Here is a 19,329-nt window from a genome sequence, read left to right on the forward strand (position 1 = left end):
CACCGGTTTAAGGCTTTTCCATGCATCGTCTGTTCATCCTGCTGTTCATGCTGCTGTCGGGCCTGGCCCAGGCGGGTAACAACCCGTTCGAGGTCAAACCCGATTTTCTCCCGGTCGGCAAAGCCTTCGTTTTCACCTCCGAGCGCCTGGCGTCGGGAGAAACCCAGCTGTTCTGGCAGATCGCCGACGGCTATTACCTGTACCAGCAGCGCCTGCAATTCAACGGCCTGGCGGACGCGCAGAAACCGGTGTTACCCGAAGGCGAAGCCCACAGCGACGAATTCTTCGGCGCGCAGCAGGTGTACCGTCAGGGCCTGGAACTGAAAATCCCCGCGGGCGCCACCGGCAAGGTCAAGGTCGGCTGGCAGGGCTGCGCCGACGCTGGCCTGTGCTACCCGCCGCAATCGTTGGAAGTGGACCTGGGCGGCAGCCCGGCCGCCGCCGGCAACGCCAGCACCAGCAACGCCGGTACCGAAGCCACCGACCAGGCCCTGGCCAGCGGCCTGCAACAGCGCGCCCTGGGCTGGAGCCTGCTGGTGTTCTTCGGCCTCGGCCTGTTGCTGGCCTTCGCCCCCTGCTCGCTGCCGATGCTGCCGATCCTCGCCGGCCTGGTGGTGGGCAGCGGCGCCAGCCCGCGCCGCGGCTTCGCCCTGGCCGGCAGCTATGTGGTGTGCATGGCCCTGGTCTATGCCGCCATGGGTGTGCTCGCCGCGCTGCTCGGCGCCAACCTGCAAGCGCTGCTGCAACAGCCCTGGCTACTGGGCAGCTTTGCCGCAGTGTTCGTGATCCTGGCGCTGCCGATGTTCGGCTTCTTCGAGCTGCAACTGCCGGCGGCCCTGCGCGATCGCCTGGAGAACGCCAGCCGCTCGCGCCGCGGCGGCAGCCTGATCGGCGCCGGGGTGCTCGGCGCCCTGTCCGGCCTGCTGGTGGGCCCGTGCATGACCGCGCCGCTGGCCGGCGCCCTGCTGTACATCGCCCAGAGCGGCAACGCCCTGCACGGCGGCTTGATCCTGTTCGTCATGGGCCTGGGCATCGGCCTGCCGCTGTTGCTGCTGGTGACCGTGGGCAACCGTTTCCTGCCCAAGCCGGGACCGTGGATGAACCTGCTCAAGGGCGTATTCGGCTTCCTGTTCCTCGGCACCGCCATCGTGCTGTTGCGCCCGGTGCTTGACGAGTCGCTGTGGATCGGCCTGTGGGGCGTGCTGGCACTGCTCCTGGCCTACACCGCCTGGCAGCAGATGCGCGCCGCCGGGCGCGCCGGCCACCTGTTCGGCGCCGGCGCAGTGGTGTTCGGCCTGTGGGGCGGCCTGCTGCTGGTGGGCGCCGCCGGTGGGAGCGACGACCTGTGGCGACCGCTGAAGGTCTACACCGGCGGCACTAGTGTGGCGACAGTGAGCGCCCACGACGCCTTCACCACCGTCAAGGACCCGGCCGCCCTGCAGGACGCCCTCGACGCCGCCAAGGCCCAGGGCCAGTGGGTGCTGCTGGACTACTACGCCGACTGGTGTGTGTCGTGCAAGATCATGGAAAAGCAGGTGTTCGGCCAGGCCCAGGTCCTCGAGGCCCTGAAAGACGTGCGCCTGCTGCGCCTGGACGTGACCGCCGACAACGCCGCCAGCCGCGAACTGCTTGGCCGCTATAAAGTGCCGGGGCCGCCGAGCCTGCTATGGATCGGCCCCGAGGGCGAAGAACGACGCAGCCAGCGGATTACCGGCGAGGTAGACGCCGCGGGCTTCCTGCAACGCTGGACCGCCACCCGAGAAGCCCGTTGATGCTGACCTTTACCATCGGCACCTTTGCCATCGCGCTCAACCACCTGCTGCTGATCAGTGCCCTGGCGCTGGCTACCTTTGTCGGCTGGCGGGTGGCCAAGCGCGGCGGCGAGAACCCGGAGTCGGTGCTGTTCGGCCTGTTCCTGCTGGGCATGCTGGCCGCGCGCATCGGTTTCGTGGTCGCCTACTGGAAGCATTACCGCCACGACCTGTGGCAGATCGTCGACCTGCGCGACGGCGGTTTCCTCGCCTGGCCGGGGGCGATCGTCCTGCTGCTGGCCGCCCTCGCCTGGGGTTGGCGCCGCCCGGGGCTGCGCAAGCCGCTGGGCGCCGGGGTCGGCACCGGCCTGGCGTTCTGGTTGCTGACCAGCCTGTCCCTGAGCATTTTCGAGCAAGGCACGCGGCTGCCGGATATCGCCCTGCGCAACGCCGACGGCGCCACCGTGCAACTGGCCAGCTACCAGGGCAAACCCCTGGTGATCAACCTCTGGGCCACCTGGTGCCCGCCCTGCCGCCGGGAAATGCCGGTGCTGGAAAAAGCCCAGCAGCAACGCCCGGACCTGACCTTCCTGTTCGTCAACCAGGCCGAAAGCATGCAGAGCGTCACGACCTTCCTCGCCACCCAGGACCTGACCCTGAACAACGTGCTGTTCGACGCCAGCGGCCGCCTGGGCCAGGCCGTGGGCTCCATGGCGCTGCCAACCACGCTGTTCTACAGCGCCGACGGGCGCATGCTCGGCAGCCACCTCGGCGAGTTGTCCGAGGCCAGCCTGGCCCGCGCCCTGGAACATTTCGAGCCACCGCATTCGACCTCGGCCACGCCGGCCGCCCCCGCAAGGAAACTGCCATGCCCTTCATCCGCCACCTGCTGAGCCTGTCCCTGGGCGCAGCCCTGCTCCAGGCACCGCTGCTGCACGCCGAAGAACTGCCCGCCGCGATCAAGAAGATCGAAGCCAAGGGCGCCAAGATCATCGGCAGCTTCGATGCCCCGGACGGCCTCAAGGGCTACGCCGCGCAGTACCAGAACCGCGGCATGGCCCTGTACCTGACCCCGGACGGCAAGCATGTGCTGCTGGGCAACCTGTACGACGCCGACGGCAAGGACCTGAGCGCCGAACCGCTGCAAAAGCTGGTCTACGCGCCGATGGCCAAGGAAGTCTGGGCGAAGATGGAAAAGAGCAATTGGATCGCCGACGGCAAGGCCGACGCGCCGCGCGTGGTCTACCTGTTCAGCGACCCCAACTGCCCGTACTGCAACATGTTCTGGGAACAGGCGCGGCCCTGGGTGAAGGCCGGCAAGGTGCAGTTGCGGCACATCATGGTCGGCATCATCCGCGAAGACAGCCCGGGCAAATCCGCCGCCCTGCTGGCCGCCAAGGACCCGCAACAAGCCCTGCAAGACCACGAAAAAGCCGGCAAGGGCAGTTCGCTCAAACCGCTGGCGAAAATCCCCGCCGAGGTCCAGGCCAAGCTCGACGCCAACATGGCGCTGATGGACGAACTGGAGCTGTCCGCCACCCCGGCGATCTTCTACATGGACGACAAGGGCGAGCTGCAGCAGCAACAAGGCGCGCCCGCGCCGGACAAGCTGGTGAAGATTCTCGGGCCCAAGTAAGCCTTGAATCCGGCGGCGCTCATCACGCCGCCATCGCGAGCAAGCTCGCTCCTACAGAAAAACAACACGTCTTCTGTAGGAGCGAGGCTTGCCCGCGATGAGGCCCTCAAGTGCCCCGCAAATCAACGCCCCCCACGCCCATCCAACAACGCATCCACCACCGCCCTGGCCATCTCCACGGAATGCACCATCGACCAGATCAACCCACGCTCCAGGCCGCTGCCGCGCTCGGTGATCTCGTCGCTGACCTCTTCGGCGCATTTGAGCAAGAGCGAGACATGCACCAGGGCTTCTTCGGCGCTGATGCCTTCGCGGACGCTGAAAAGAGAATCCGGACTGACCGGCCCTGCCGCGGTTGCAGGAAGAGCATCGAATGATTCGGCAGGCGAACTGGCCAGAGACTGACGCAAGGTCTGATTGGCGGTTTTCAGTTCAGGGTAGCGATACACAGGAATTGGCTTTTTCATGGGTGCAGTCCTCAACACAGTGGATATGAACACCCAGCGATTACTTCTGGGTCTTCGTACGTTCCCGGCATGTTTTTCGGACTTGCACTTCCGGCCATCGATTTGGCGATGACCCACGCAGACTAGTATGTCAGGACAACCACCTTCAAGCCGCAAACGGCTTCTCGGAAGTACCTTACAAAAGAAAGCGAATTGGCCCCCTGTAGCCGCTGCCGAAGGCTGCGTTCGGGCGCGAAGCGGCCGTAAACCGGACCACCGTGTTGTACCTGACACACCGCGTTGGCTGGTTTGGCGACTGCTGCGCAGTCGTGCGCAGCCTTCGGCAGCGGCTACAGGGTTCGCGGAGTTACGTAGGTCGTTGGTGTTCCGGGGGATCGCATCGCGAGCAAGCTCGCTCCTACAGAAGAACGCGGTAGATCAAAAGAATGCGATCCCTGTAGGAGCAGCCGGTCGACGCTCGATTGCTCGCGATGACGTCAGCCCAGGCGCCGCATCCTTAGCAGGAATGCCGCTGCGCCAAGAACTTCAACAACGCCTCAGTGACGAATGCCGGGTTTTCCAGGTTGGAGATATGCCCCGCGTCGGGCACCAGCTGATAAGGACAGCCGATCAGTTCGGCCATTTCCTGGGTTTCCGCAGGCGGGCGCGGTTTGTCCTGGTCGCCGCACAGCAGCAAGGTGCTGGCCGGGTCCAGTTGGTTCAGGCGCGCCAGGATGTCCTCGCGGCTGAAGGTGATGCGGCCCATGGGCACCACGCTTTCGCGCAGGCGTTCGCTCGGCAGCGCGGCGAGGACGGCGCGGAAGTCCTGGTACAGCGCCGACTGCGGGTCGATGCCGGGGCGGAAGAAAATCGGCACCACAATGTCCAGCAGCGGCGCCGGGATGGTGCCCGCCTCTTCGATCTGCTGGAACAACGAGAAGTAATACTGGCGGGTCGGCTCCGGTTCGGCGCCGAGGTAGGTGTCCATCAACACCAGGCCGTTGATGCGCTGCGGTGCCGCCAGGGCCAGCCGTGCGCCCCACATGCCGCCGACCGACAGGCCGACCAGGGTAATGCGTTCGATCGCCAGGTGATCCAGCAGCGCCAGCACCTGGCGCGCCACGTCGTCCAGCGAAGCGGTGCCTTGCGGCAACGCGCCCGATTGGCCGTGGCCCCAGAGGTCGAGGGCGATCACCCGGTAATGCCTGGACAGCGCCTCGATCTGCGGCGCCCACATATTCAGGTCCCAGAGGTAGCTGCCGGCGAGCAATACCGCCGGGCCGCTGCCTTGGTCGAGGTAGTGAAGGGGTTGTCCATCAATGGTCGCGAAGGGCATCAACTGTCTCCTTGAGGGCTTGGAAAAAATCTCCGCTAGCCTGTGCCGGTGAAAAGGAGCCGTCAATCGGACGAGTCCTAAGGGCGGCTCCAGCCGGGAGATTTTTTCGCGAGCAAGCTCGCTCCTACAGAGGACTGCACCGTCCTTGTAGGAGCGAGCTTGCTCGCGATAGGACCAGGCCTGACAACGCCGGTTACAACCCCTCCAACTCCGCCATCAAGTCGCTCAGCCGATCGACCTTCTCCTCATTGATTTCACTGCCCGCGAGCCCATCGATGTAGTGCGCCAACTCCTCCACCGTGCTGCACTCGAACATCGCCCGCAGCGGCACGTTGCGTTGCAGGGTTTTCTGCACCCGCGAGGCGATCTGCGTGGCCAGCAGCGAATGCCCGCCCAGCTCGAAGAAGTTGTCGCGCACGCCAACCCGTTCGACCTTGAGCACCTCGGCCCAGATGTCGGCCAGGGTCTGCTCCAGCTCGCTGCGCGGCGCCAGGTAATCCTCGCTCTGCAACTGGCCGATCTCCAGGGCCGGCAAGGCCTTGCGGTCGAGCTTGCCATTGGCGTTGAGCGGCAGGCGCTCCAGCCATAGCCAGTGCAGCGGCACCATGTATTCCGGCAACTCGGCGCGCAGGCGTTGCTTGATGCGCTCCAGGCGTTCGCTCGGGTTCAGGGCCGAATCGCTGGCCACCAGATAACCGACCAGATGCTTGCCGTTGACCCCTTCCTGCACGCCCACCGCCCCGTCGCGGACTTCCGGCTGCTCGTGCAGGCGCGCTTCGATTTCCCCCAGTTCGATGCGGTAACCGCGGATCTTCACCTGATGGTCGACGCGGCCAACGTACTCCAGCACACCGTCGGCCCGGCGCCGGGCCAGGTCGCCGGTGCGGTACAGGCGTTCGCCCGGCGCGCCGAACGGGTTGGGCACGAATACCGGCGCAGTGCGCAGCGGGTCGCTGACATAACCGCGACCGACCCCGGTGCCGGCGACGCACAGCTCGCCCACCGCGCCCAGCGGCACCAACTCCAGCGCGCCATCCAGCAGGTACAGGCGGTTGTTGTCGGTCGGCGTGCCGATCGGCAGGTAACTGCCGCGGGTCGAGGCTAGGTCGACGCGGTAGAAGGCCACGTCGTCCGAGCACTCGGCCGGACCGTAGGCGTTGACCAGGCCGATCTGTGGATAACGCAACAGCCACTGGTGCGCCAGCTCCGGCGGCATTGCCTCGCCGGTCGGCAGCATCCAGCGCAGGCCGTCGAGGCTGACAGCGTCCTGGGCAAGCATGCCCTGGATCAGCGACGGCACGCTTTCCAGCACCGTGATGCCCTGTGCCTGCACATGGTCCAGCAAACCTTGCGGGTCGTGGGCGATGGTGTTCGGCACGATGTCCACCCGCGCGCCGAACAGCGGCGCGGCGAGGAACTGCCAGACCGAAATGTCGAAGCTCTGCGAGGCGGTCTGGGCGATCACGTCGGCCTCGCTCAATTGCAGGTACGGCACTTTGCTCAGCTGGTTGTTGAGCATGCCGCGCTGCTCGACCATCACGCCTTTGGGCAAGCCGGTGGAACCCGAGGTGTAGATCACATAGGCGAGGTTATCCGGGCCGCTGTAAATGCCCGGGTTGTCTTGCGAATGCCCGGCCGCCTGGACGTCTTCCCAGACCAGCAGGCGCGGTCGGTTGGCGCAGGCGAACTCGTCGAGCAGCGCTTGCGCCTGTTCGCGGCTGGCCTGGGTGCACACCAGCAACGGCGTGCGGCTCAAGGCGATGATGCTGCCCAGGCGCTGGCTCGGCAGGCCCGGGTCCAGCGGCAGGTAACCGGCGCCGGCCTTGAAGCTGCCGACGATCATGCCCAGCAGGTCCAGGCTGCGCTCGGCCAGCAGCGCCACCGGCTGGTCCAGGCCCACGCCGTTGGCGATCAGCGCATGGCCCAGGCGGTTGCCGCGCTGGTTGAGTTCGGCGTAGCTGTATTGCAGGTCCAGGCAACTGGCGGCGATGCGTTGCGGGTGCGCCGCCACCTGTGCCTCGAACAGCTCGGCGTAGCTGCGTTCCAGCGGGTACTCATGCTCGCTCTGGTTGCAGCCGGCCAGCAGGAAGTCCTGCTCCTCGTCGCCCAGCAACGGCAGGTCGGCCATGTCACCATGGAAGCCCTGGGCCAGTGCCAGCAACAGGCGCTTGAACTCGCCGAGCATGCGCTCGATGGTCTCGCGCTCGAAGTAACGCTGGTCGTAGGACAGGTGCAGCCCCAGGTCGTCCCCCGGGTAGCACACCGCTGTCAGCGGGAAGTTGGTGTGGGTACGGCCGGAATCCGAGGTGGCGTTCAGGCTTTGCGCCCGGTCCAGCACCGAGACTTCCACCGGCGCGTTCTCGAACACGAACAGGCTGTCGAACAGCGGTTGGCCCTTGGGCAGTTCGCTGTTTTCCTGGATCGCCACCAGTGGCAGGTACTCGTACTCGCGCAGTTGCATGTTGCTGTCCAGCAAGCCGTTGAGCCACTGGCGCACGCTGCAAGGCTGGCCGTCTTCCGGCAGTTTCACCCGCAGCGCGATGCTGTTGATGAACAGGCCGACGGTGCGCTGCATCTCCGGCATTTCCACCGGACGCCCGGCCACGGTGACGCCGAACAGCACGTCGCGGTCGCCGCTCAGGCGGCGCAATACCAGGGCCCAAGCCGCCTGGGCGAAGGTGTTGATGGTCAGTTGATGCTGCTGCGCCAACTCGCGCAGTTGCGCGCCGTCGCGGGCATCGAGGCGGGTGTAGCAGTCGCCGACCACCATGCCGCCGCTGTCGCCGGCGTGTTCGCGCAGGAACGGCCGGTCGCTCGGAATCGGCGTCGTACGCTCGAAGCCCCGCAGGTTGTCTTGCCACCACTGGCGCGCCTCGGCCAGGCTCTGGCGTTGCAACCAGCCGATGTAGTCGCGGTAGCGCGGCGGCACGCTGAGCTGGGCTTCGCGGCCTTCGCCCAGGGCGGTGTAGATCTCGAAGAAGTCGTTCATCAGCAGCGAACGGCACCAGGCATCGATCAGGATGTGGTGGTTGCTCATCATGAACCAGTAGCGCGCAGCACCGACGCGGATCAACCGCAGGTGGAACGGCGCCTGCTCGAGCAGATCGAAACCGGCCTCGCGTTCGCTTTTCAGCAGCGCTTGCAGTTTCGGCTCCTGCTCGGCGTCGGCCACCTGGCTCCAGTCGAGGAACTCGATCGGCGTACTGCCCGGCTTGTGGATAACTTGCAGCATGTCTTCGCCGACGTTCCAGCAGAAGGACGCGCGCAGGGCTTCGTGACGGGCGACCACCGCTTGCCAGGCCTGGGCGAAACGCTCGGGGTCCAGCTCGCTGTTGATACGGTAGCGGTCCTGCATGTAGTACAGGCCGGTGCCCGGTTCCAGCAGGGTGTGCAGCAGCATGCCCTCCTGCATCGGCGTCAGCGGGTAGACGTCCTCGATGGCGCTGGCCGGGACCGGCAACGCATCCAGTTGGGCCTGGGTCAGATGGGCCAGGGGGAAGTCGGACGGCGTCAGGCCGCCGGCATCGTCCTGCAGGCAATGGGCGACCAGGCTCTGCAGCTCGCCGAGGTAGGCCTGGGCCAGCTCGTCGATGGTCTGCACATCGAAGCGTTCGCCACTGAAGGTCCAGCGCAATACCAGCTCGCCGGCGTAGACCTGGCTGTCGATGCTCAACTCATTGGGCAGCGGCGCCTGCGGCGAATGGGCGGCGCCCACCGGCTCGTCCAGCGGCCGGAACAGCGCGTCGCTGGCAAAGCTCTGGTCGAACTGGCCCAGGTAGTTGAAGGTCACCGGCGCGTCCGGCAAGGCGGCCAGGGTCTGCCGGCCCAGGTCGTCGGCCAGGTAGCGCAGCACGCCGTAGCCCAGGCCCTTGTGCGGCACGGCCCGCAGTTGTTCCTTGATTGCCTTGATCGAGGCGCCCTGCCCGGCCGCTTCTTCGATATCCAGCGGGGTCAGGCGCAGCGGGTAAGCGCTGGTGAACCAGCCGACGGTGCGGGTCAGGTCGATGTCGTCGAACAGGGTTTCGCGGCCGTGGCCTTCCAGCTGGATCAGCGCCGACGCCTCGCCGGTCCAGCGGCACAGCACGCGAGCCAGGGCGGTCAGCAACAGGTCGTTGACCTGGGTGCGGTAAGCGCTCGGCGCCTGTTGCAGCAGTTGCCGGGTACGCTCGGCATCCAGCGTCACGCTGACCGTGCGCGCATGCCGGTTCTGCAACCCGCCGTCGGCGCGCTGCACCGGCAACGCGCTCGACGGCCCGGCCAGTTGGTCCTGCCACCAGCTCAACTCTTCGCGCAGCGACTCGCTGCCGGCATAGGCCTGCAGGCGTGCCGCCCAATCGCGCAAGGCGCTGGTTTTCGCCGGCAGGCGCGGCGCTTGCTGAACTTCAAGCTGGCGATAGACGTTTTGCACATCTTCCAGCAGCACCCGCCAGGACACGCCGTCGACCACCAGGTGGTGGATGGCGATGAACAGGCGTTGCTGGCCATCCGCAACGTCCACCAGCAACGCGCGCAACAACGGTCCGTTGGCCAGGTCCAGGCTACGCTGGGCTTCGGCGAACAGCGCCGTGCATTGCTCCAGCGAATCCACGCGCAGCGGCACCAGCAGCGGCGCCTCGGACAGCGGCTGGTGCTCGGCGCGCCATTGCCCGGCAACCTCGGTGAAGCGCAGGCGCAGGGCGTCGTGCTGGACCAGCACCGCTTGCAGCGCCTGTTCCAGCAGCTGCGCATCGAGCGCCTGGGTCGGCGCCAGCAGCAGCGCCTGGTTCCAGTGCTCGCGCTCCGGGATCGGGCTGGCGAAGAACCAGTGCTGGATCGGCGTCAGGCCCGACTCGCCGCTGAGCAAGCCTTGCTCGGCGACGATCTGCTCGCTGCGGCTGGCCACCGCGGCCAGGGTCTGCACGGTCTGGTGCTGGAACAGGTCGCGCGGGCTGAAATGAATGCCCAATTGACGGGCGCGGCTGACCACCTGGATCGACAGGATCGAGTCGCCGCCCAGTTCGAAGAAGTTATCGTGCAGGCCGACCTGTGGCAGGTTCAGCACGGCGCACCAGACCTGGGCCAGGGTTTGTTCCAGTTCGTTGCTCGGCGCCACGTACTGCTGGCGGTTGAGCTCCAGGTCCGGCGCTGGCAGCGCCCGGCGGTCGAGCTTGCCGTTGGCGGTCAGCGGCATGCTCGTCAGCAGGATCAGGTGCGTCGGCACCATGTAGTCCGGCAGGTGGATTTTCAGCTGCGCCTTGAGCGCATCGCGCAGCGCCGCCTGGGCCTCGTCGCCTTGCTCGGCGATGTCGGTGACCAGATAGCCGGCCAACTGCTTGCCGCCCGGCATGTCCAGGGCCAAAACCACCGCTTCGCGTACGGACTCGTGCTCCAGCAGGCAGTTTTCGATTTCCCCCAGCTCGATGCGGAAGCCGCGGATCTTCACCTGATGGTCGACCCGGCCGATGTATTCCACCTGGCCGTCGGCGCACTGGCGCACCAGGTCGCCGGTGCGATACAGGCGCCCGCCGTTGGCGGCGAACGGGTCGGCGACGAAACGTTCGGCGCTCATGCCCGGACGCTGGTGGTAACCCTGGGCCAGGCCGGCCCCGCCGACATACAGCTCGCCGGTGGCGCCTTGCGGCAGCAGGGCCAGGTCGGCGTCGAGGATATAGGCCACGCGGTCACCGATCACGGTGCCGATCGGCACACTGCCGGCGCCCTCTTCCAGTTGCTGCGGCGCCAGGCTGGCCAACGGCATGACCACGGTTTCGGTGGGGCCGTAGGCGTTGAAGAACAGGCTCGGCTTGAACGCCGCGCGAATCCGGCTCAGGTGCTCGCCGGTCAGGGCTTCGCCGCCGGTGATGCACATGCGCACCGGCAGGGTCTCGCCTTGGGTCGCCAGCCACTGCGCCAGCTGGCTGCCGTAGCTCGGGGTGAAACCGAGGATGTTGATGCGATGGTCGCGGATCAGCTGGCAAATCTCTTCGGCATCCCACTGCCCCTGGGCGCGCAGCACCACCTGGGCGCCGCTGAGCAGCGGCACCAGCAGGCGCTCGGTGGCGGCGTCGAAGTTGATGGAATAGAAGTGCAGCTCGCAGTCGTCCGCACGCATGCCGAACCGTTCGATCACCGCGCGGCAATGCATGGCGATCTCGCCGTGGGACACCACCACGCCCTTGGGCTTGCCGGTGGAGCCGGAGGTGTAGATCAGGTACGCCTGATGTTGCGGCAGGCTGATAAACGGCAACTCACCGGCCGGGTAGTCGGCCAGTTGCCCACCGTCTTCTTCCAGGCACCAGCGCGCCACGTTCGCCGGCAACTCGCCCAGGGCGTCGAACATCGCCGCGTCGCTGAGCAGCAGGCCGATGCCGCTGTCTTCGATCATGTAATGCAGGCGGTCCAGCGGGTATTCCGGGTCCAGCGGCACATAGGCGCCGCCGGCCTTGAGGATCGCCAGCAAGCCGACGACCATCTCCAGCGAACGCTCCAGGGCCAGGCCGACCCGCACCTGCGGGCCGACGCCGCGCTCGCGGAGCATCCAGGCCAGGCGGTTGGCGCGGCTGTCGAGTTCGCTGTAGCTCAGGGTCTGCCCGGCGAAGGTCAGGGCCGGCGCGTCCTGGCGAATCAGCGCCTGTTCGCTGAACAGGTGATGGATGCACTGGTCCAGGCGATGCTCGCCGGGCTCGACGCCCAGGCTGCCGAGCAGTTGCCGTTGCTCGGCACGGTCGAGCAGCGGCAATTCGCAGAGGGGTTGGCTCGGGTCGGCGATCAGCGCTTCCAGCAGGTTGCGCCAGTGCGCCGCCATGCGGGCGATCCGAGGTTCGTCGAACAGGTCGGTGCTGTAGGTCAGGCAGCAACCCAGGCGATGGTCGAGGTCGGTGACTTCCAGGTTGAGGTCGAACTTGGTGGCCCGCGCATCGTTGGCCAGGTATTCCACGGTCATGCCAGCGAGGCTGCGGCTCTGCTGGAACTCCCAGCGCTGCACGTTGCACATCACCTGGAACAGCGGGTTGTAGGCGGCGCTGCGCGGCGGTTGCAGGGCTTCCACCAGATGGTCGAACGGCAGGTCCTGGTGGGACTGGCCTTCGATCACGGTATGGCGCACCTGCTCGAACAGTTCACCGACGCTCATTTGCCCATCGAGCCGGCAACGCAGCACCTGGGTATTGAGGAAGGCGCCGATCAGCCCTTCGCTTTCCGGGCGGATGCGGTTGGCCACCGGCGCGCCGATGCGCAGGTCGGTCTGGCCGCTGTAGCGGTAGAGCAGCGCCGCCAGGGTGGCGGTCATGGTCATGAACAGGGTCAGGCCGTTGTCGGCGTTGAAGCGGCGCACCCGGGCCGCCAGCTCGTCGCTCAGATCGAAGCGGTACAGCTCGCCCTGGTGGCTTTGCACCGGCGGCCGCGGACGGTCGCTCGGCAGTTCCAGCAGCGGATGTTCGCGGCCCAGTTGCGCGGTCCAGTAGTCCAGCTGGCGCTGGCGCTCGCCGGATTCCAGCCACTGGCGTTGCCAGACGCTGTAGTCCAGGTACTGCACCGGCAGCGGCTCCAGCGGCGAGTCGCGGTCGTCGATAAAGGCTTCGTACAAGGCGCTCAATTCGCGGGCGAAAATGTCCATCGCCCAGCCTTCGGTGACGATGTGGTGCAGGGTCAGGACGAAGTAGTGCTCTTGCTCGCCGGCCTTGACCAGGCAGGCGCGCAGCAGCGGGCCGGCCTCCAGGTCGAACGGCTGGTGCGCTTCGCTGTCGGCCAGTTGTTGCAGGCGCTGTTCGCGGGCCGCCGCGTCCAGGGAGGAGAAGTCCTTCCAGGCCATGCGTACGCCGGTTTCTGCGTGCACCCGTTGCTGGGCCACGCCGTCGACGCTCGGGAAGGTGGTTCGCAGGGTTTCGTGGCGCAGGATCAGCGCTTGCAGCGCCGCTTCGAAACGCCCGACATCCAGCACGCCGGTAAAACGCGCCATGCCGCCGACGTTATAGGCCGGGCTGTCCGGCTCCATCTGCCAGAGGAACCACATGCGCTGCTGGGAATAGGACAACGGCACCGGTTGGCTACGGTCGACCTTGGCGATCGGCAGTTGCTGGTTGCGCTGGCCGGAGGCCTGGATCAGTCGCACCTGCTCGGCGAAGTCGCCCAGCTCGCTGGCCTCGAACAGCACCCGCAGCGGCAACTCGACGTCGCAGGCCTGGCGGGTGCGGGAAATGATCTGGGTGGCCAGCAGCGAGTGGCCGCCCAGGGCAAAGAAATCGTCGCGCAAACCAACGCGCTGCTGGCCCAGCACCTCGCGCCAGATTGCAGCGATCCGCTGTTGCAGCTCGGTGACCGGCTCGACATGTTCGCGCACCTGCCATTGCGGCTCGGGCAAGGCGCGGCGGTCGAGCTTGCCGCTCGGGCTCAGGGGCATGGCGTCCAGGCGCAGCAGTTGCGCCGGCACCATGTATTCCGGCAGTTCGGCGGCCAGGGCGGCTTTCAGGCGTGCGCTCTGTTCGTCCTCTTCTTCCTCGGCAGCCAGGGCCGTGTAGTAGCCGATCAGCTGCGCGCCGGCCGCGGTCTCGCGCACCAGCACCGCTGCCTGGGCCACGCCGTCCTGGGCCAGCAGGCGCGCTTCGATTTCCTGGGGCTCGACGCGAAAGCCGCGCAGCTTGACCTGCTGGTCGAGGCGCCCGAGGTATTCCAGGGCGCCGTCGGCGGCCCAGCGCACGCGGTCGCCGGTGCGGTACAGGCGCGCGCCTTCAGTGCTCAGCGGGTCGACGACAAACCGCTCGGCGCTCAGCCCCGGACGCCCGAGGTAGCCGCGGGCCAGGCCGATCCCGGCAATGCACAGCTCGCCCGGCACCCCCGCCGGCACCGGGTTGAGGTCGGCGTCCAGCACCCGGCAAACCACGTTGCCCAGCGGCCGGCCGATGGGCGAACGCTCGCCGTCGCGGGTCCGGCAGTGCCAGTGGGTGACGTTGATCGCGGTTTCGGTCGGGCCGTAGCGGTTATGCAGTTCGGCGTTGGGCAGTTGCTCCAGCAGGCGGTCGCGCAATTCGGCGGGCAAGGCTTCGCCGCCGGAGAACACCCGGCGCAGGCTGTGGCATTGGCCGGCCAGCGGCTCGTCGACGAACAGCTGCAACAGCGGCGGCACGAAGTGCAGCGTGGTCACGCCGTAGTGCTGCACCAGTTGGGCGATGCGGTGCGGGTCGCGGTGCTCGCCCGGCGCGGCCAGTACCAGGCGGCAACCGGTGATCAGCGGCCAGAAGCACTCCCACACCGAGACGTCGAAGCTGATCGGGGCCTTTTGCATCAGCACGTCGCTGGCGTCCAGGCGGTAAGCGTTCTGCATCCACTGCAAGCGTTCGCTCAGGGCCGCGTGGGTGTTGCCCACGCCCTTGGGCTGGCCGGTGGAGCCCGAGGTGTAGATCACATAGGCCAGGTTGTCGCCGTGCAGGTGCAGGCCCGGCGCGTGGCTCGGCCAGTTGTCGAGCTTGAGGCCGTCCATGGCGATGGCGCTGACGCCCTCGGCCTGGGGCAGGCGTTCCAGCAGCGCGGTCTGGGTCAGCAGCAACTCGACCCCGCTGTCGGTCAGCATGTAGGCCAGGCGCTCGGCCGGGTAGTCCGGGTCCAGCGGCACGTAGGCGCCGCCGGCCTTGACGATGGCCAGCAGGCCGATCAACAGCTGCGGCGAACGCTCGGCGGCGATGGCCACGCACACGTCCGGGCCGACGCCCTTGTCGCGCAGGTAATGGGCCAGGCGGTTGGCCTGGGTGTGCAGCTCGGCGAAACTCAGCTCGCCGCCCTCCCACGCCAGCGCGGTGCGCTGCGGGGTCTGTTGCAGTTGCGCCTCGAGCAGTTCCGGCAGCCATTGGCTGGCCGCCGGGCAAGGCGCTTCGCTCCACTGTTGCAATTGCGCCTGTTCGCACGGGTTAAGCAACGGCAGGTCGGCAATGGCGCTCTGCGGGCGCTCGCAGGCTTCGCGCAGCAGGCTGACGAAATGCTCGGCCAGGCGCTCGATGGTGGCGGCCTCGAACAGCTCGCTGGCGTAGTCGAACGACAGGCTCAGGCGGCCGTTGCGGTCTTCCTCGCTGTGCAGTTGCAGGTCGAACTTGGCTTCGCGGCTGTGCCACGGCAGCTCTTCGGCCAGCAGCCCGGGCAGACGGCGCAGGGCGCTGAGGTCGCGTTGCTGGTGGTTGAACATGACCTGGAACAGGCCCTGCTCGCGGGCCTGGGGGAAGGCTTCGAGCAGTTGCTCGAACGGCAGGTCCTGGTGGGCCTGGGCCTCTAGCGCGGCCTGCCGGGTCTGGGCCAACAGTTCGACAAACGGCTGGCGGCCGTCCACCTCGGCGCGCAGCACCAGGGTGTTGATAAAGAAGCCGATCAGGCCCTGGGTTTCCAGGCGCGGACGGTTGGCGTTGGGCACGCCGATGCGGATATCGCGCTGGCCGCTGTAGCGGTGCAGCAGGCTCTGGAAGGCCGCGAGCAACAGCATGAACGGCGTCGATTCATGGGCCTGGGCGGTCTGGCGCACGGCTTCGCTGAGGCTCGCCCCCAGGCGCAGGCTGTGGCGCGCGGCGCTGTGTTGCTGCTGCGCCGAACGCGGGCGATCGGTGGCCAGGCTCAGGCTCGGATGCTCCTCGCCCAGCTGGTTTTTCCAGTAAGCCAGTTGCCGCTCGCCTTCACCCTGGGCCAGCCACTGGCGTTGCCATCTGCCGTAGTCGGCGTATTGCAGCGGCAATGGCGCGAGGTTCGCCGCCTGGCCTTGGGACGCGGCGGCATACAGGCGCGAGAATTCGTCGATCAGCACATTCAGCGACCAGCCGTCGGCGATGATGTGGTGCAGGGTCACCAGCAGTTGGTGTTCTTCGTCGTCCAGGCGCACCAGGGTTACCCACAGCAGCGGGCCCTTTTCCAGGTCGAACTGGGTGCGCGCTTCGTCCTCACGGATCTGTTGCGCCCGCGCTTCGCGCTCGGCCAGCGGCAGGTCGCTGAGGTCGATCACTTGCAGGTTGAACTCGCCGGCCGGCAGCACCTGTTGCAACGCCTGGCCGTCGCGCTCGAAAAAGCGCGTGCGTAGGGATTCGTGGCGCTCGATCAGTTGCTGGAAGCTGGCGCGCAGGGCGTCTTCGTCCAGCTCGCCGCGCAGGCGCAGGCCGCCGGGAATGTTGTAGGCGCTGCTCTGCGGGTCGAGCTGCCAGGTGATCCACAGGCGGTTCTGCGCCAGGGACTGGGGCAAGGCTTCGCTGCGCGACAAGGCATTGATGGCGCCTTGGGCCAGGCCGCCGTCCTGTTGCAGTTGCGCGACCTGGGCGGCGAAGGCGCCGAGGGTCGGCGCCTCGAACAGCAGGCGCAGGTTCAGCTCCAGGCCCAGCTCTTCCCGCAGCCGCGCGACCACCTGGGTCGCGGCGATGGAGTTGCCGCCCAGCAGGAAGAAGTGGTCGTCGCTCGCCACCTGCTCGACCTGTAGCTGCTCGCGCCAGATGCGGCCGATCAGGCCTTGCAGCTCGCCGGTGGCTTCAGCGCTGGTCTCGCTGCTCGCGGCCTGGCGATCCGGGAAGACGGCATAGCTATCGAGGCTGCCGTCGGCCAGGCGATTGCGGCAGGCCGAACGTTGCAGCTTGCCGCTGGACGTCTTCGGCAACGCGCCGGGGTTGAGCAAAACCACCACGCTCGGCGCTTCCTGGTAAGCCTCGGCCACGGTCTGGCGGATCAGTTTGATCAGCGCGTCCGGGGTGAGGATCTTCTGCACGCTGCGGCTGATTTCCGCAGCGATGCCGATGCCGTCCTGGCCCTGCCCGGTCACGGCAAATGCCGCGACCCGGCCCTTGCGCACCACCTCGACCTCGCGCTCGATGGTCTGCTCGATGTCCTGTGGATACAGGTTGTGCCCGCGCACGATCAGCATGTCTTTCAGGCGGCCGGTGATAAACAGCTCGCCGCCCCGCATAAAGCCTAGGTCGCCGGTGCGCAGCCAGGTCCGGCCGGCGTGCTCGACGAAAGTCTTGGCCGTGGCTTCGGGGTTGCGCCAATAGCCATGGGCGATGCTCGGGCCGGCGGCCCAGACTTCGCCGACCCGGTTCTCTTCCAGCTCGACCAGGGTGTTCGGCTCGACGATCAGCACCGCGTGTTCCGGCTGGCTGGTGCCGCAGCTCATCATCGCTTGGCCGCTGCCCGGCTCGGCGCGGTTCTGCGCCAGGGCCTGCTCGTCCAGGCGCAGGGCCGGGATGCCCTGGCCGCGGGTGCCGCCGGCGACGAACAGGGTGGCTTCGGCCAGGCCATAAGAGGCGAAGAAATGATTCGGGGTGAAACCGCTGGCGGCGAACTTCTCGGCGAAGCGCTCCAGGGTATCCAGGCGGATCGGCTCGGACCCGGAATAGGCCACGCGCCAGCGGCTCAGGTCAAGGCGTTCCAGGGCCGATTCGCTGACCCGCTCGCTGCACAGGCGGTAGGCGAAGTCCGGGCCGCCGCTGATGGTGCCGCCGTATTCGCTGATCGCTTCCAGCCAGCGCAACGGCCGGCCGAGGAAGTAGGCCGGCGACATCAAGACACAGGGCACGCCGCTGAAGATCGGTTGCAGCAGGCCGCCGATCAGGCCCATGTCGTGGTACAGCGGCAGCCAGCTGACAATCACGTCGTCAGGGTTGAGGTCGATGCCGAAGCCGCGACGGATAAGCAGTTCGTTGGCCACCAGGTTGCCGTGGCTGACTTGCACGCCTTTGGGCAAGGCAGTGGAACCGGAGGTGTATTGCAGGAAGGCGATATCGTCGGCTTGCAGCTCGGTGGCGGTCCAGCGTTCGGCCAGGCTCGCCTCCAGGGTGTCCACGCACAGCAGTTGCGGCGCGCTGGCGCCTTGCAGTTCATCCATCTGCGCCAGGGAATCGCGCAATCCGCTGCTGGTCAGCAGCAGCCGCGGCTCGGCGTCGGCGATGATCGAAATCAAGCGCTCCTGGTGATGGCGGCGGCTCGACTCCGGCGGATAGGCCGGCACCGCGATGACCCCGGCGTACAGGCAGGCGAAAAACGCCGCGACATAGTCCGGGCCGCTGGGGAACAGCAGCACCGCGCGATCGCCCAATCCGGCATTGGCTTGCAGCGCCGCGGCGATGGTCCGGGCACGCCGATCCAGGTCGCGATAACTGAGGACCACGCTCTGATCCTGCTCTTCGGCAAGAAAGCGCAAGGCCACTTGATCGGGGGTCTGCGCCGCCCGGCGTTGGAGGGCTTGAGCCAGAGTGCTGGGGAGTTCGAACGCGTCCATCATGGGGTTTCCTGCGCGGATTGTGCTTGCACGTAGAGCCGCGGATCAGGGCCGCGACCGTTACATAAACCTTTGAAAAATAAAGGCCCCTGCCCTCAATTCGGGGCATCGGGAGACTCCTGCGAGGGCTTTTTCCGCCCGGAACCTTTCTCCAATGAGAACGGATGACATCCTGAAATAATTAGTCCGCACTCTGCTCTGGAACACCTTCATCCGATGCGACAACGAGCCGCAGTTCGCACTCTGCACCAAAGGGGATCATTAATTCTCTTTCTCAATTGACAATCATTATCATTCAACATAATTTGTCGCTCGATGTGTAAGACGAATCTGAAATCTCTGTCGTCCTACTAACCCTTTTGCAGCAAGGTGATTTCCATGACGGAACAAGTATCCACAAGCAGGTGCGATTCACCGCTACTCCAGGCTTTTGTCGATAATCGCCTGATTCTGGTCAAGATTGCGGCGCGCATTACCGGCTGCCGCTCTCGCGCCGAAGACGTGGTGCAAGACGCTTTCTTCCGGCTGCAATCGGCGCCGCAGATCACGTCGTCGTTCAAGGCCCAACTGAGCTATCTGTTCCAGATCGTGCGCAACCTGGCGATCGACCACTATCGCAAGCAGGCGCTGGAACAGAAGTATTCGGGCACTGAAGAAGAGGGCTTGAACGTGGTTGTGCAGGGTGCGTCGCCGGAAACCTCCCACATCAACTTCTCGACCCTGGAACACATCGCCGATGCGTTGACGGAGCTGCCGAGCCGCACCCGCTATGCCTTCGAGATGTATCGCCTGCATGGCGTGCCGCAAAAGGACATCGCCAAGGAACTCGGGGTTTCGCCCACGCTGGTGAACTTCATGATCCGCGATGCGCTGGTGCATTGCCGCAAGGTCTCCGGCAGCCGCGCCGACACCTACGCCCGCCACTGATTCCCCCGCTCGACGTTGTTCCGCAC

General features: G+C 66.6%; 7 protein-coding genes. 4 read left to right on the forward strand and 3 right to left on the reverse strand.

Features of this window, described 5'->3' with window-relative positions:
* The first annotated feature begins 20 nt into the window (after positions 1 to 20).
* From dsbD to dsbG, 3 genes are read left to right on the forward strand one after another with little or no spacing between them, the layout of a single operon-like run.
* On the forward strand, positions 21 to 1,772 hold the full coding sequence (gene dsbD, locus BTN82_RS20320) for a protein-disulfide reductase DsbD (RefSeq protein WP_075120903.1): 1,752 nt from the start codon (positions 21 to 23) through the stop codon (positions 1,770 to 1,772).
* Positions 1,772 to 2,644: a TlpA disulfide reductase family protein gene (locus BTN82_RS20325; RefSeq protein WP_075120904.1), complete on the forward strand. Its 873-nt coding sequence runs from the start codon at positions 1,772 to 1,774 to the stop codon at positions 2,642 to 2,644. The genes dsbD and BTN82_RS20325 overlap by 1 nt, the downstream gene beginning before the upstream one ends.
* Positions 2,620 to 3,387: a thiol:disulfide interchange protein DsbG gene (gene dsbG, locus BTN82_RS20330; protein WP_075120905.1), complete on the forward strand. Its 768-nt coding sequence runs from the start codon at positions 2,620 to 2,622 to the stop codon at positions 3,385 to 3,387. The genes BTN82_RS20325 and dsbG overlap by 25 nt, the downstream gene beginning before the upstream one ends.
* Before the next feature lie 122 nt (positions 3,388 to 3,509).
* On the opposite strand, the gene BTN82_RS20335 is transcribed toward dsbG, so the two are convergent.
* The 3 genes from BTN82_RS20335 to BTN82_RS20345 form a co-directional block, all read right to left on the reverse strand.
* Entirely contained in the window at positions 3,510 to 3,854 is a 345-nt protein-coding gene (locus BTN82_RS20335; RefSeq protein ID WP_075120906.1) for a DUF6124 family protein, read from the reverse strand.
* 496 nt (positions 3,855 to 4,350) lie between these two features.
* Positions 4,351 to 5,169, reverse strand: a complete 819-nt coding sequence (locus tag BTN82_RS20340; protein ID WP_075120907.1) for an alpha/beta fold hydrolase — start codon at positions 5,167 to 5,169, stop codon at positions 4,351 to 4,353.
* Between the two features lie 193 nt (positions 5,170 to 5,362).
* Positions 5,363 to 18,379, reverse strand: a complete 13,017-nt coding sequence (locus tag BTN82_RS20345) for a non-ribosomal peptide synthetase (protein ID WP_075120908.1) — start codon at positions 18,377 to 18,379, stop codon at positions 5,363 to 5,365.
* 375 nt (positions 18,380 to 18,754) lie between these two features.
* On the opposite strand from BTN82_RS20345, the gene BTN82_RS20350 reads away from it, so the two are divergent.
* Positions 18,755 to 19,303, forward strand: coding sequence for an RNA polymerase factor sigma-70 (locus BTN82_RS20350; protein WP_009050074.1), 549 nt, complete (start codon positions 18,755 to 18,757; stop codon positions 19,301 to 19,303).
* Positions 19,304 to 19,329 lie beyond the last annotated feature (26 nt).

It is taken from the genome of Pseudomonas chlororaphis, from assembly GCF_001921865.1.
In the GTDB taxonomy this organism is placed as follows: domain Bacteria; phylum Pseudomonadota; class Gammaproteobacteria; order Pseudomonadales; family Pseudomonadaceae; genus Aquipseudomonas; species Aquipseudomonas chlororaphis_D.

What these genes read in the sequence shown, in the direction of transcription:
- BTN82_RS20345 (WP_075120908.1), bottom strand. Translation starts at nt 18,379, where the DNA reads ATGATGGACGCGTTCGAACTCCCCAGCACTCTGGCTCAAGCCCTCCAA.
- BTN82_RS20350 (WP_009050074.1), top strand. Translation starts at nt 18,755, where the DNA reads ATGACGGAACAAGTATCCACAAGCAGGTGCGATTCACCGCTACTCCAG.
- BTN82_RS20335 (WP_075120906.1), bottom strand. Translation starts at nt 3,854, where the DNA reads ATGAAAAAGCCAATTCCTGTGTATCGCTACCCTGAACTGAAAACCGCC.
- dsbD (WP_075120903.1), top strand. Translation starts at nt 21, where the DNA reads ATGCATCGTCTGTTCATCCTGCTGTTCATGCTGCTGTCGGGCCTGGCC.
- BTN82_RS20325 (WP_075120904.1), top strand. Translation starts at nt 1,772, where the DNA reads ATGCTGACCTTTACCATCGGCACCTTTGCCATCGCGCTCAACCACCTG.
- dsbG (WP_075120905.1), top strand. Translation starts at nt 2,620, where the DNA reads ATGCCCTTCATCCGCCACCTGCTGAGCCTGTCCCTGGGCGCAGCCCTG.
- BTN82_RS20340 (WP_075120907.1), bottom strand. Translation starts at nt 5,169, where the DNA reads ATGCCCTTCGCGACCATTGATGGACAACCCCTTCACTACCTCGACCAA.